At 62.1% G+C, this 12,758-nt stretch carries 11 protein-coding genes and 1 pseudogene; 3 read left to right on the plus strand and 9 right to left on the minus strand.

The genetic code is table 11. The features are described 5' to 3' along the window. Positions 1-23: 23 nt before the first annotated feature. The 5 genes and pseudogenes from AYR47_RS19115 to AYR47_RS19135 form a co-directional block, all read right to left on the minus strand. Positions 24-1,367 (minus strand): FAD/NAD(P)-dependent oxidoreductase, encoded by a 1,344-nt coding sequence (locus tag AYR47_RS19115; RefSeq protein WP_061436333.1) that lies wholly within the window; start codon positions 1,365-1,367, stop codon positions 24-26. Next, complete coding sequence (locus AYR47_RS19120) at positions 1,364-1,654, minus strand: (2Fe-2S)-binding protein (RefSeq protein WP_038846668.1); 291 nt, start codon at positions 1,652-1,654, stop codon at positions 1,364-1,366. Before AYR47_RS19120 ends, AYR47_RS19115 begins: the two co-directional genes overlap by 4 nt. Further along, positions 1,654-2,448, minus strand: coding sequence for an ABC transporter permease (locus AYR47_RS19125; protein ID WP_028619822.1), 795 nt, complete (start codon positions 2,446-2,448; stop codon positions 1,654-1,656). The genes AYR47_RS19120 and AYR47_RS19125 overlap by 1 nt, the downstream gene beginning before the upstream one ends. A gap of 4 nt (positions 2,449-2,452) precedes the next feature. Beyond that, complete coding sequence (locus AYR47_RS19130; protein WP_033897415.1) at positions 2,453-3,298, minus strand: ABC transporter permease; 846 nt, start codon at positions 3,296-3,298, stop codon at positions 2,453-2,455. Continuing rightward, positions 3,295-4,324: pseudogene (locus AYR47_RS19135) on the minus strand (ABC transporter ATP-binding protein). Before AYR47_RS19135 ends, AYR47_RS19130 begins: the two are co-directional and overlap by 4 nt. A gap of 242 nt (positions 4,325-4,566) precedes the next feature. Between AYR47_RS19135 and AYR47_RS19140 the strand changes: the two are divergent. Next, complete coding sequence (locus AYR47_RS19140) at positions 4,567-5,397, plus strand: IclR family transcriptional regulator (RefSeq protein ID WP_061436335.1); 831 nt, start codon at positions 4,567-4,569, stop codon at positions 5,395-5,397. 66 nt (positions 5,398-5,463) lie between these two features. Further along, entirely contained in the window at positions 5,464-6,630 is a 1,167-nt protein-coding gene (locus AYR47_RS32795) for a hypothetical protein (protein ID WP_208603906.1), read from the plus strand. 32 nt (positions 6,631-6,662) lie between these two features. Here the strand turns inward: AYR47_RS32795 and AYR47_RS19150 are convergent, their stop codons facing one another. From AYR47_RS19150 to AYR47_RS19160, 3 genes are all read right to left on the minus strand, one after another. Then, positions 6,663-8,051: a class II fumarate hydratase gene (locus tag AYR47_RS19150; RefSeq protein ID WP_061436336.1), complete on the minus strand. Its 1,389-nt coding sequence runs from the start codon at positions 8,049-8,051 to the stop codon at positions 6,663-6,665. A 12-nt stretch (positions 8,052-8,063) separates the two neighbouring features. Continuing rightward, entirely contained in the window at positions 8,064-9,368 is a 1,305-nt protein-coding gene (locus tag AYR47_RS19155) for a cation:dicarboxylate symporter family transporter (protein ID WP_033897419.1), read from the minus strand. A gap of 128 nt (positions 9,369-9,496) precedes the next feature. Further along, on the minus strand, positions 9,497-10,852 hold the full coding sequence (locus tag AYR47_RS19160) for a class-II fumarase/aspartase family protein (protein WP_061436338.1): 1,356 nt from the start codon (positions 10,850-10,852) through the stop codon (positions 9,497-9,499). A gap of 113 nt (positions 10,853-10,965) precedes the next feature. Between AYR47_RS19160 and AYR47_RS19165 the strand changes: the two genes are divergently transcribed. After that, positions 10,966-11,697: a GntR family transcriptional regulator gene (locus tag AYR47_RS19165; protein ID WP_177052244.1), complete on the plus strand. Its 732-nt coding sequence runs from the start codon at positions 10,966-10,968 to the stop codon at positions 11,695-11,697. Here the strand turns inward: AYR47_RS19165 and AYR47_RS33445 are convergent. Next, entirely contained in the window at positions 11,694-12,752 is a 1,059-nt protein-coding gene (locus tag AYR47_RS33445) for a methyl-accepting chemotaxis protein (RefSeq protein ID WP_420492069.1), read from the minus strand. The two genes, AYR47_RS19165 and AYR47_RS33445, sit on opposite strands and share 4 nt — an antisense overlap. Between the last annotated feature and the right edge of the window lie 6 nt (positions 12,753-12,758).

The raw sequence follows: 12,758 nt of genomic DNA on the forward strand, positions 1-12,758 counted from the left end.
GCCGCCCAATACAATGACGTCGATCACGGCTGCACCTCCACGCCAAACGGCAGCGGCTTGATCGGTGCCTGGCCCCGCAAGCGGCCGACGTTTTCGATGGCCCGGCCACTGCGCTCCGCGACAATTTCCGCTGCCGCCAACCCGCACATCCGGCCTTGGCAGCGGCCCATGCCGACGCGACAGTGGGCCTTGACGCGATTGATCTCCCAGTGGCCTTCATCCACCACCGCGCGTACGTCGCCGACGCTGACTTCTTCGCAGCGGCAGAGGATCAACGCATCGGCGGCTTCGGCCGCCCACTTCTCTGGGAACGGGAACGCAGTTTCCAAACCATGACGAAAGCGTTGGATGGTCGCCAATTGTTGCTCCAGCACAGCAGGGCGGCGCTGATCGATTGCAACACCCGAGTCCTCCAGCACCGCCAGCGCTGCACGTTCACCGGCCATTTGTGCTGCGTCGGCACCCATGATTCCGGCCCCATCGCCCGCCAGGTACACGCCGCTGACGCTGCTGCGTCCGGCGCTATCCCGTTGTGGCAGCCACGCGCGGTTCAAGGCATTCCAGGCGAACTCACAGCCAAGCAAATCCGCCAGTTGCGTCTCGCTGCGCAGGGCATGGGCGAAGGCCACGGCGTCGCATTCCAAGGTCTGATCAGCCCATTGAATACCGCTGACCCGTTGCGCGCCGTTGATCTTTTCAAGCGTGGCGCCCTGGTGCACGGGAATCCCATGGGCCGTCAACCAGGCGCGGTAGTACACGCCTTTGGCCAAGGTCGCCGGTTGCCCGAGCAGCGCTGGCAATGCACGGCATTGGGCACTGAACGGCGCGCTGTCGAGCACTGCCACCACTTTGGCGCCGGCCTTGGCGTACTGGTAAGCCACCAGATACAGCAACGGCCCGCTGCCACAAAACGCCACACGCTCGCCGATGGCGCAGCCTTGGTACTTCAGCGCGATTTGCGCCGCGCCCAGGCTGTACACGCCCGGTAGGGTCCAACCCGGCACGGGCAGGATGCGGTCAGTGGCGCCCGTGGCAACGATGAGTTGCGCGTACTCGAGGCTTTCTGCGCGGCCGTTGTTGAGCATATCCAGGCGCCCGTCCTCGGCATTCCACACCAGGGTTTCCGGGCGGTAGTCGATCAGCGGTGCCAGCTCATCCATTGTGCGGTGCACGGCCTCGGCCTTGCGTGCTTCAAATCCGTAAAGCTGCTTGGCGGTGCGTTGAAATCCCTGTGGCTGACGCCGATAAATCTGCCCGCCACCGCGCAGGCTTTCATCCACCAGGCAAGGTCTGATGCCATGGTCGAGCAATGTGCGCGCCGCGTTGATCCCGGCCGGGCCTGCGCCCACAATCACCACAGGCTTCATGACTGGCGCCCCGGTTCGCGGCGGATGGCCTGGCCTTCTTCCAATAGCGTCGAACAGGCGCGTACGCGGCGCCCGTCTTCAAGTCGCACCCAGCAATCCTGGCACGCGCCCATCAGGCAGAAACCGGCCCGTGGTTCGGCGCTGAAATCACTGCCACGCAGGTGTTCGGCGCAGGTCAACACGGCGGTCAGCAGGGTGTCACCGAGCAAACCGCTGGCGGGTTGCCCGTCAAGCGTGAAGGCGAGGGCAGGGCGTTGGGTTTCGGCCAGGCGTTTGAACAGAGCCATCAGTGTTTCCCCACCAGCACGCGGTCCAGGCCATAGACCCGGTCCAGCAAAATCATGGTGGCGGCCGTGAGTGCAATCACCAGTGCCGACACCGCCGCCATCATCGGGTCGATGGACTCGGTGGCATACACATACATGCGCACCGGCAGGGTCTGGGTCGCCGGCGAGCTGACGAAGATCGACAACGTCACCTCATCGAAACTGTTGATGAACGCCAGCAACCAGCCACCCGCTACACCGGGCAGGATCATTGGCAGGGTGATCTGGCGAAACAACGTAAAGCGGCTTGCGCCCAAGGACTCCGCGGCCTGCTCGGCGCTGCGATCAATGCCGATGGCGGCGGCCAACACCAGGCGCAGCACATACGGCGTGATGATCACCACGTGCGCGAGCATCAGCCAGGTGAAGCTGCCGTTCACGCCCATCAGTGCGAACAGGCGCAGCATCGCCACGCCAAGCACCAGGTGCGGAATGATGATCGGTGACAAGAACAACGCACTGAAAAAATTACGCCCAGGAAACTGATAGCGACTGATCGCCAAGGCGGCCGGCACCGCAATCAAGGTCGCCAGGCTCGCGGCGGTAAATGCCAAAATCAGGCTGTTGTAGAACGCCTGGATAAAATCCGCGCGCTCGAACACCGCACGGAACCAGCGCAGCGAGAAGCCCGAGGTGGGCAGGCTCAAGGTGTTTTCCGGGGTGAAGGCCACCAGGCACACCACCACCAGCGGCGCCATCATGAACAGCACCACCAGGGTGTGGAAACCCAGGGCCAAAGGACCGTTTCTGGACATGCGCTTAAACCCCCAGGGACTTTTTGTAGCGGCCTTCGACCATGCGGTTCCAGCTCAGCATGATCAGCAGATTGACCAACAGCAGCACCACCGCGATGGTCGCGCCCATGGGCCAGTTGAGTTCCGAGAGGTACTGGTCGTACACCACGGTGGCGACCATTTTCAGTCGGCGCCCGCCGAGCAGGCCGGGAATCGCAAAGGAGCTGGCCGCCAGGCCGAACACGATCAGCGTGCCGGACAGCACGCCGGGCATCACTTGGGGCAATACGATCTTGCGCATCACCGTGGTCTGGCTGGCGCCGAGGGACAACGCCGCTTGTTCTGCCGACGGGTCGAGTTTCTGCAGGGAGGTCCACACCGGGATGATCATGAACGGCAGCATCACGTGCACCAGGGCGATGATCACCGCGAACGGCGTGTACAACAGCTTCACCGGGCGCCCACCGAGGAATTGAATGACTTGGTTCACCAGCCCGTCCGCGCCGAGCAGCAGGCTCCAGCCAAAGGCGCGCACCACCACCGAGATCAGCAGCGGCGTGAGGATCAGGATCAGGAAGATCGAGCGCCACGGGGTGCCCATGCGGCTGAGGATGTAAGCCTCAGGTACGCCGATCACCACGCAGAGCAGGGTGACCAAGGCGCTGATCCAGAAAGTGCGCCAGAAGATTTCGTAAAAGTATGAATCGCTGAACAGCGACAGGTAATGCGCCAGGGTCCACTCATCGCCCTTCACGCCCACCTGGTAATCGAACACGTTGAACGACAACACCAGCGTCAGGCCCAACGGCAGGATCAGCAGCCCGACAAACAGCACCAGGGCGGGCAATGACAACAGATAGCCGCGGCTCATGCGCGCACCTCATCCGCCGCCAATACGCGCAGCAGGCTGGCTTGCCAGTCCAGGCCCACCGCTGCTCCGCAACCGAGGGGCGCGCTGCCGTCGTTGCTGCGCACTACGGTGATTTCGCCAAGCTGGGTGTGGATGCGATACAGCCATTGGCTGCCGAAAAAGTAGCTGTCGAGCACCTTGCCTTGCAGTCGGCCCGGTGCCGGCGTCCACCAGTTGGATCTTTTCCGGGCGCAGGCTCAGGGTCAGTTCGCCGTTACCGCTTTCGTGGCGGACCTGTGGAGTGCCCAACTGATCGTAGTCGCCCGGCAACAGGTTGGCCTTGCCGACGAAGTCCGAGATGAAGCGCGTGCGCGGGTGTTCGTAGAGCTTGTACGGCGCGTCGATCTGGGTCACACGCCCGGCCTGCATCACCACCACGCGGTCGCTGATGGACAGCGCCTCAGCCTGGTCGTGGGTGACCATCAAGGTGGTGATGCCCACGGCGCACTGGATGCGGCGGATTTCGAACTGCATTTCTTCGCGCAGGTTGGCGTCGAGGTTGGACAGCGGTTCATCCAGCAGCAACACCGGCGGCTCGATCACCAGGGCACGGGCCAGGGCCACACGTTGGCGTTGGCCGCCGGACAACTCGCGTGGGTAACGGTCAGCGTGGGGCGCCAGACGCACCAGTTCCAATACGGTCTTGACCTTGCTGGCGATCTGCGCCGCCGGCACTTTGCGCATCTTCAGGCCGAAGGCAACGTTGTCGCGCACGGTCATGTGCGGGAACAGCGCGTAGCTCTGGAACACCACGCCCAGGCCACGGCTGGCGGGCTTGGCATGGGTGATGTCGCGGCCGTCGAGCAGGATCTGCCCGCCGCTGACGTCAACAAAGCCGGCGATCATTTGCAGGGTGGTGGTCTTGCCGCAGCCCGAGGGGCCGAGCAGGGAAACGAACTCGCCTTTTTCCACCGCAAGGTCGGTGGCGACCACCGCATCGACGGCGCCGTAGCGTTTGCTCAAGGCGTTGAGTTGGAGAAATGCCATGTCTGCGTTCCACCTTTTTTGAGTCGCGTCGAAACGCGCTTTTTTGTTTTGGGCAGATGCGAATGAAGTGTTGCCGGTGCGTTGGCGCTCGATCTTGAGTCGGCTGCCGTTAGTTGTTCATTTCGCCCCTGTGGACGCAGATTAGGACGAAGACTAGGATGGGCGGAAGATGGAATTTCACTGAACGGACTACTATTTTCATATTTATTCACTCACCGGAATTTACTGAGAGATAGGTTGTTATGGATTCCACTGAACGAAATGAAAGCGCCAAAGAAGTAGGCTCCGGTGGGGTGTCTCGGCTGTTCGCGCTGCTGCGTACCCTCGGCGACGTGCCGGAGGGTGGCGAACGCGTCACTCAGCTCGCGCAACAGGTGGGCCTGTCCCAGCCGACCACCCACCGCTTGCTGCGCAGCCTGATGGACGAAGGCATGGTCGAGCAGGACGCGCGCAGCAAGCGCTATCGCCTGAGCCTGGAGTTCTTTGCCCTGGCGGCGAATGCGGGCAAGACCGGCAACCTGCGTGACCTGGTGCGGCCAAGCATGCTGCGCCTGAGTGCTTCCTTGGGCGATTCGCTGTTCCTGCTCGCACGCTCAGGCTTCGACGCAATCTGCCTGGACCGCAGCGAAGGCCCGTACCCTATCCGCACCTTCACCGGGGACATCGGAGGGCGCGTGGCGTTGGGCGTAGGGCAGGGCAGCCTGGCCATCCTGGCGTTCTTGCCAGAGGAGGAGCGCGAGACGGTGATCCGCTACAACCTGCCACGGCTCAAGGACTTCCACCTGTATGACGAAGTGCTGTTGCGCTCGGAAGTGGAGAACGTGCGCAATCTGGGCTACGCGGCGCGTAATACCGGGGTGCTGGAAGGCATGGCGGGGTTGGCGGTGCCGATCCTCAATCGCGACGGGCATGCGGTGGCGGCGTTGAGCGTGGCGACCATCAGTGATCGGCTGGGGCCGAGCCGGTTGCCGATGGTGGTGGAGTTGCTCAAGCGCGAAGCGGCGGCGATTGGTCCAAGGATCAATCCGTTTGATCCGACGTTGCGCCGGCCTTCGCAGACCTTTGGTGGGTAGTTCAGAGGGCGGCCAACTGCGGGTGAATGGCCGTCGTTAATACGCGCAGGAACCGTTTTTCTGCTCATGGCCACAGATGGAACGTTGATCCGCCGCACAGCCGATTCGGGTGGGCAGTTATCGATTTCAGTCTCTGAGGCCTTTGCTATGTCTTATATAAACTTTCGTCAGGAAAGCCCTTTTTGCGGTGAGTTCAGTCCTCCTTGCGAGCAGCCCCGAGCGCCCTCTGCCAACGCTGGCTGGCGCGTAACCAACTCGGAGGTTGCGCGAGATTTCGCGAAAAATTTCGATTACTTCCAGAGTGCTGACAGTGGGTTTGTGACGCAGCAAACCCTCCAGCAGGTCGCCAATCGCCCGCTGACCGGTAATCCGTTCAATGATCGGATGACGTTTTTGGCAAGGGAGATTCTCCAACGTCCCGAATTGAACACGATGCTGGATTCAATCGGCCACGCAGGTTCTACAGATGGGTTGATCAGCATGGACGATGTGGAGCGCACCATTGATCAAAGTGAGCAGCAAGAAGCACCTCCCATGCGTGAGTTTCCAGGCCGGTACAGCGGCGGCATGCAGCGCCAGCGCCTGGAAAGCCATTACTCACCTCAGGCCGATTGGCAACAGCCATCCCTGTCTGCGTCGGGCCAGCGTCCTTACGCGAACGACAGCAAGGAGCAGCTTCTCAACAAGATACAGGCCCGTTTCAGTTCATTTGAAGACCCGAGTTCCCCTGGGTTGATCACCGACAAATCCCTGAATGCAGTGGCCAGTGGCTACAAACTGGATGGCCAGCCTGTCACCCAAGCCGAAAAAGATCTGGCGAATGAGCTGCTTGAGCGGGGTGATGTGTTCAAGGAACTCGACCAGAGCAGCATGGGCGTGTTCGACGGTGCCTTCTCCAGGGAAAACCTGGCCTATTCCTCGGACAAGTACAAAAACATGAGTAACCACGACTTGATTCAAGGCGTGAAAGATAACTTCAGGCAATTTACCGCTGGCGCAGACGATCAATACATCAACGTCAATGAGTTGAAGGAAGCGGCTGGTCAGACGCCATCAAATCGTACGTTCAGCCCCGAAGCACGACACGTTGCCGCTGAGCTTCTCAACCGTCCCGGGCTTTTGCGGGAGCTGGATATCGGTACCAACAACCAAGGCGGGCCAGGCTACGAGGACAAGCGCTTCGATATGGATAACATCGATTTTATCCTCGACAAAGGGCGCGTATCGGCCTGATCAGGGCGTCAACGTGCTGGCTGAGCCTGTGATCAGCCGGGGCTGATCATGCTTTCCGGCCGCACCCGTTGGTCATACTCTGCGGCGCTGATCAGCCCCAACTGCACCGCCGCCTCCTTGGGTGACAAGCCTTCATCCGCCGCCTTGCGGGTGATCTGCGCCACGCGGTCGTAACCCAGCAGCGGGTTCAGTACCGTCGCCATCAACAACGAATGCTCCACATTGCGCGCCAACTGTGGGCGGTTCAGCTCCAGGCCGCTCAGCAGCTTGTCGGTGAACAGGCTGACGCAGTCGGTGAGGACCTCGATCGAGTGCAGCAGGTTGTGGATCAGAACCGGCTTGGCCACGTTCAATTCGAAGGTACTGGAAGCGCCCGCCAGGGTAATGGTGGTGTGATTGCCCATTACCTGCATCGCCGCCTGCACCAGTACTTCGGCGATGGTCGGGTTGCGTTTTCCGGGCATGATCGAGGAGGTCAGACCATCGTCTGGCACGATCAATTCACCCAGGCCGCAACGCGGACCCGAACCGAGCAGGCGGATATCATTGGCGATCTTGGTCAAGGAAACAGCCAGTACATTCAGCGCCCCGGAGGCTTCGACCAGGGCATCGTGGGTGCCCATGCCTTCGAATTTGCAGGGGTTGGTTTCGAAGGGTTCGCCGGTGAGTCGGCTGATTTCTTCGCAAAACGCCAGGTCAAAACCGACCGGTGTGTTCAACCCGGTGCCCACCGCCGTGCCGCCCTGGGGCAGCAGGCGCAGGCGCGGCAGGCAGGCTTCGATTCGCGCGATGCCATGCTGGATCTGCTGGGCAAACGCACCAAAAGCCTGGCCCTGGCTCATCGGCACCGCATCCATCAGGTGGGTGCGGCCGATTTTCAGCACGTCCTGCCAGGCGTCTGCCTTGGCGTTGAGTCCATCACGCAGATGGCCCAATGCAGGCAGCAGGCGACCGCGCAGTTCCAGCACGGTGGTCAGGTGCATCACCGTGGGGAAACTGTCGTTGGACGACTGTGAGCGGTTCACATGGTCATTGGGATGCACCGGCGACTTGCTGCCCAGTTCACCGCCAAGCGCGAGGTTGGCGTGGTTGGCGATGACTTCGTTGGCGTTCATGTTGGTCTGGGTGCCGGAGCCGGTCTGCCAGACCGACAGCGGGAAGTGCAGGTCAAGCTCGCCGTTGGCCAAGGCCTGCGCCGCCAGTTCGATCGCGTGTGCCAGGCTCGGGGCAAGCGCGCCTAGCCGTACATTGGCGCGGGCACACGCGCGTTTTTGTTGGCCAAAGGCGCGGATCAGGCTGGCGGGGAACGGCTGTTTGCTGCCGAACACCTCCAGTGCCCGTTGGGTCTGTGCGCCCCAGTAACGGTCGGCCGGGATCGACACCGGGCCGAATGCGTCATGTTCGATTCGCAGAGCAGTCATCTCCAGGCTCCGTTAAAGTGCCGCGCCGGCAGCACGGCCGAGCACGCGTTGATATTCATCCTGGGCGGTCTGCTGGGAGAACTCGCCAGACCACTTGGACACCACCACCGTCGCCACGCTGTTGCCGATGGTGTTGCAGGTGGCAATCGCCATGGACATGAAGCGGTACACACCGAACAGCAACGCCAAACCTTCCGCCGGCAGTACGCCGATAGCAGTGACGGTCGCGGCAAACACCACGAAGCTGCCACCCGACACCGCCGCCGCGCCCTTGGAGGTCACCAGCATGATCGCGATGATGCCCAGCTGTTGCTCCCAGCTCAGCGGCACGCCGTAGGCGTTGGCGATAAACAGCACGCACAGCGACATGTAGATCGATGTACCGTCGAGGTTGAACGCGTAGCCGGTGGGCAACACCAGGCCGACGCTCTGCTTGGAGCAGCCGAATTTTTCGAGCTTTTGCAGCAGGCGCGGCAGGGCGCTTTCCGACGACGCGGTGCCGAGCACGATGAAGATTTCATCCTTGATGTAGGTGAGGAAGCGCCACAGGCTGAAGCCGCTCAACCGGCACACCGCGCCCAGCACCACAAAGATAAAGAACGCAATGCCGACGTAGAACATCAACACCAGGTTGGCCAGGGACATCAGCACCGCGGTGCCATTGCTGCCCACGGCATACGCCACCGAACCGAAGGCCCCCAGGGGCGCGAACTTCATGATCAGGTTGATGAATTCGAAGAAGCATTCGGAGATGCGGTTCAGGCCGTCTTCAATCACTTCACGACGCTCAGGCTTCAAGGCCAGCAGGGCGAAACCGAACAACACCGAGATCACCAGCACCTGTAACAGTTGGCCACCGGCGAAGGCACCGACGAAATTGTCCGGGAAGATGCCGTAGATGAAGTCCATGGTCGACGCGGGCGCATGGCCCTTGGCAACCGCAGCACTGGCGGCGGCAGCGGCGGCACTGCTCGGGTGCGCGTCGTGCATGCCGGAGCCGATCTGCAACAGGTTGCCCCACAGCAGGCCGATGGCCAGGGCGATGGTGGACACCACCTCAAAGTAGATCAACGCACGCAGGCCGACCTTGCCGACGCGCTTGATATCACCGGCCGAAGCGATGCCGTGGACCACGGTGAAAAACACCAGCGGCGCGACGGCGGTCTTGATCAGCTTGAGGAAGATATCGCCGAGGATCTTGAAACTGGCGGCCAGCTCCGGGGCGAGAAAGCCGAAGGCGATCCCGAGGAACATGGCGGCGACGACCTGGAAAGTCAGGTCCTTGTAGAGCGGTTTTTTTGCGGGGGTGGATGACATGTCTGTGATCTCATTGTTGTTATTGGCTGTGTTTGAGCGATGTGTCAGGAGCTTGGCTTTTGTGGTGAGCGAGCTTGCCTCGCGCGGGGCAAGCCCGCTCACTACAAAAACCCGATGTGCCCGAAAGATCAGCGTTTGACTGAGCCTGGGCGCGCCAGCGCGATATCGACCATCTGTGGCGCCAGCCCCAGGTAGTTGGCCGGGTCGGTCAGGCGTTGCAGTTCGGCCAGGTCCAGTTGCGCGGTGGCTTCGCCCTGGGCGAGCAGGGCGTCGAGCAGGCTGGTGCCCTGGTCATTGGCCATGCGGCATGCGGCGTAGACCACATCGTGGGCGACCTGGCGACCGAGGGCCGGGGCGAGGCCCATCATCACGGCTTCGGCGACGATCAGGCCCTGGGTCATGTCGAGGTTCTTGCGCATGCGTTCGGGGCGCACTTCCAGGCCGGCGAGCATGAAGGTCGCCTGGCCGAGGGACGCGGCGCTGAGGGCGAAGGCTTCGGGGATGGCGATCCACTCCGCCTGCCACGGACCGGTGGAGCGTTCGAAGTCCTGGATCATCGCATCGAGCATCAGCCCGGCGTGTTGGCGCACGCCCTTGGCGGCGGCGTACATCAGCTCGCAGGAAATCGGGTTGCGCTTCTGCGGCATGGTGCTGCTGGCGCCACGGCCTTTTACGAAAGGTTCGTACACTTCACCCAGTTCGCTGGTCATCATCATCATGATGTCGAGGGCAATCTTGCCCAGGGAGCCGGTGACCAGGCCGAGGAAATTCAGGGTTTCGGCGAGGCCATCGCGGGCTACGTGCCAGGTGGCTTGCGGCACGCCCAGGCCCAGTTCGGCCATCAGGGCTTCCTGTACTTCCAGGCCCTTGTCGCCGAGGGAGGCGAGGGTGCCGGCGGCCCCGGCGAACTGGCCGATTTCGACGCGTGGACGCAGCTCCACCAGGCGCTCGGCGTGGCGATCGAACATGCTCAACCACACCGCGCACTTGTAGCCGAAGGTGATCGGCAGCGCGTGTTGCAAGTGGGTGCGGCCCGCCATCGGTGTGTCGCGATAGCGCTCGGCCAGGCCGGCGAGCAAGCCGCGTACGGCCTGGATATCACGCTCGACGATGGCCAGCGCAGCGCGGACCTGCAGGACCACGGCGGTGTCCATGATGTCTTGGGTGGTGGCGCCCCAGTGCACATAGCGGCCGGCTTCACCGCAGATCTTCGACAGTTGCTCCACCAACGGCAGGATCGGGTAACCGACGATCTCGGTCTCGTGTTGCATCAGCGCCAGGTCCAGGGCCTCGTATTTCGACAGCGCGGCGATCTGCTCGGCGGCCTCGCTTGGGATCACGCCGCAACGGGCTTCGGCGCGGGCCAGGGCGACTTCCACTTCGATGTAGCGTTCGATCAGGGCTTTATCGGAGAACACGCCGCGCATTTCGGCGGTGCCGAACATGTCGCGGAACAGGGCGGAATCAAAAACGGTGCTCGACATGGGAAAATCCTAATTGTTATTTTTAAACCATACATATTTAATATGTCCGTACAATATGATTACGCCTGTGCTGATACACTGTCAACTCGACAACGAGGGTAAAAATGGAAAGCGTGAGCCAGAGGCGTTATGCGGCGGTTGCCAAGGACTTGATCGATCAGATTGGCAGCGGCCATTACCCGGTGGGGTCGTTGTTGCCGACCGAATTCGAACTCTGCTCGCTGTACGCGGTGAGCCGGCACACCGTGCGCGCGGCCATCGATCAGTTGCAGGGGCAGGGCATGGTCTCGCGGCGCAAGCGCGTGGGGACGAGGGTCGAAGCGGCCTCACCCCAGGGCGGGTATTCCCAGGCGATGGCGTCGGTGGCCGACCTGGTGCAGGTGGCCGAAACCCATATCCGCGATATCCAGGATGTTCGCGAGTTCGTCGCTGATATCGCGCTGGCGCGGCGCGTGGGGCTGGAACCGGGCGGGCATTACTTCTGCGTGTCGAGCATCAAGGTCGATGCCAGCGCCGGCAACGCGCCGCTGTGCTGGACCGACGTGTACGCCGAGCAGACCTATGCCGAGGTAATTCCCGAAGCGCGCAAGCACCCGGATGAACTGATCGCCGCGTTGATCGGCAAGGCGTTCTCGCGGCATATCGATGTGGTGGACCAACAGGTGCGGCCGGTGCAGCTATCAGCTGAGTTGGCCGCCAGCCTCAAGGCGCAGGGCGGCGCGTTGGGGCTCAATATCATCCGCCAGTATCGTGATGAGGCTGGCGGGGTGATCGCGGTGTCGGAAACGGTCTACCCCGCAGATCGTTTTACCCTGACCATGCAGATGAAGCGCGACAAACGTTAGGCCACGTTGAAAAACGCCACCTTGGTACTCAAGCGATCTGCCAGCTCCGCCAGTTCGTGATTGGAATGCTCCACCTGCTCCGAGCCCGCCGCCGATTGCACGGTGGAGCTATGGATGCGTGTGACATTCTGCGCAACTTCTTCCGCCGCCGCGCTTTGCTGCACTGAAGCACTGGCGATCTGCGCGTTCATCGCATTGATCGCTCCCACTTCCTGGCTGATCTTGCCCAGGGCCACCTGTGAGTCGCGGGTCTGCGCCACGGTGACCTGGGCCAGGCTGCGGCTGCGTTGCATGATATCGGCGGCGTCCTGGGTGCCGTTTTGCAGCTTGCCGATCATGTCGCGGATCTCCTGGGTCGATTCCTGGGTGCGCGTCGCCAGCGAGCGCACTTCATCGGCCACCACCGCAAAACCACGGCCATGTTCACCGGCCCGCGCGGCTTCGATGGCCGCGTTGAGTGCCAGCAGGTTGGTTTGGGCAGCGATGGCGTTGATCACTTCGATCACGGTTTCGATGCTTTCACTGTCGCTGGACACTTGGTTGACCCGGCTGGTGGCCTGGTCGAGGATGGTTGCGAGCTCCTCGATAGCCACGGTCACTTCGCCGACCAGGCGGTGGCCACTGTCGACTTCTGCGTCCGCCAAAATGGTCGCCTTGGACGCAGCGGATGCGTAGCCCGAGACCTCACTGACCGAGGCCGCCATTTGCGTGATCGCAGCCGCCACATGCTGGGCTTCGCTGGTTTGCAGGGTGATCTGCTGACGGTTGTCGCTGGCTACGGACAACAGGGTGACCGAAGCGTGACGCAGGGCTTGGGCTGCCGAGCGTACTTCGGTGATGGTGTCGCCCAGGCGCGCCAGGGCGTTTTTCAAAATACCCATCACGCTGTCGGGGTAGCGGGTTTCGATGGGCTGGTTCAAGTCGCCATTGGCCAGGCGACGGATCGCCTCGGCGACTTCCTCCGGCTCGGCGCCAAGAGTGGCCTTGACCTTGCGGATGATCAACAGGGACACCAGCACGCTCAAGAGGATCGCGACGGCGCTGGCCAGCAGCATCAGCAC

Source organism: Pseudomonas azotoformans, from assembly GCF_001579805.1.
Lineage (GTDB): Bacteria > Pseudomonadota > Gammaproteobacteria > Pseudomonadales > Pseudomonadaceae > Aquipseudomonas > Aquipseudomonas azotoformans_A.

Excerpts from the sequence above, each read along its gene's own strand:
- AYR47_RS19150 (WP_061436336.1), bottom strand. The coding sequence starts at position 8,051 with ATGACTGCTCTGCGAATCGAACATGACGCATTCGGCCCGGTGTCGATC.
- AYR47_RS19155 (WP_033897419.1), bottom strand. The coding sequence starts at position 9,368 with ATGTCATCCACCCCCGCAAAAAAACCGCTCTACAAGGACCTGACTTTC.
- AYR47_RS19125 (WP_028619822.1), bottom strand. The coding sequence starts at position 2,448 with ATGTCCAGAAACGGTCCTTTGGCCCTGGGTTTCCACACCCTGGTGGTG.
- AYR47_RS19160 (WP_061436338.1), bottom strand. The coding sequence starts at position 10,852 with ATGTCGAGCACCGTTTTTGATTCCGCCCTGTTCCGCGACATGTTCGGC.
- AYR47_RS19130 (WP_033897415.1), bottom strand. The coding sequence starts at position 3,298 with ATGAGCCGCGGCTATCTGTTGTCATTGCCCGCCCTGGTGCTGTTTGTC.
- AYR47_RS33445 (WP_420492069.1), bottom strand. The coding sequence starts at position 12,752 with ATGCTGCTGGCCAGCGCCGTCGCGATCCTCTTGAGCGTGCTGGTGTCC.
- AYR47_RS19115 (WP_061436333.1), bottom strand. The coding sequence starts at position 1,367 with ATGAAGCCTGTGGTGATTGTGGGCGCAGGCCCGGCCGGGATCAACGCG.
- AYR47_RS32795 (WP_208603906.1), top strand. The coding sequence starts at position 5,464 with ATGGCCACAGATGGAACGTTGATCCGCCGCACAGCCGATTCGGGTGGG.
- AYR47_RS19140 (WP_061436335.1), top strand. The coding sequence starts at position 4,567 with ATGGATTCCACTGAACGAAATGAAAGCGCCAAAGAAGTAGGCTCCGGT.
- AYR47_RS19120 (WP_038846668.1), bottom strand. The coding sequence starts at position 1,654 with ATGGCTCTGTTCAAACGCCTGGCCGAAACCCAACGCCCTGCCCTCGCC.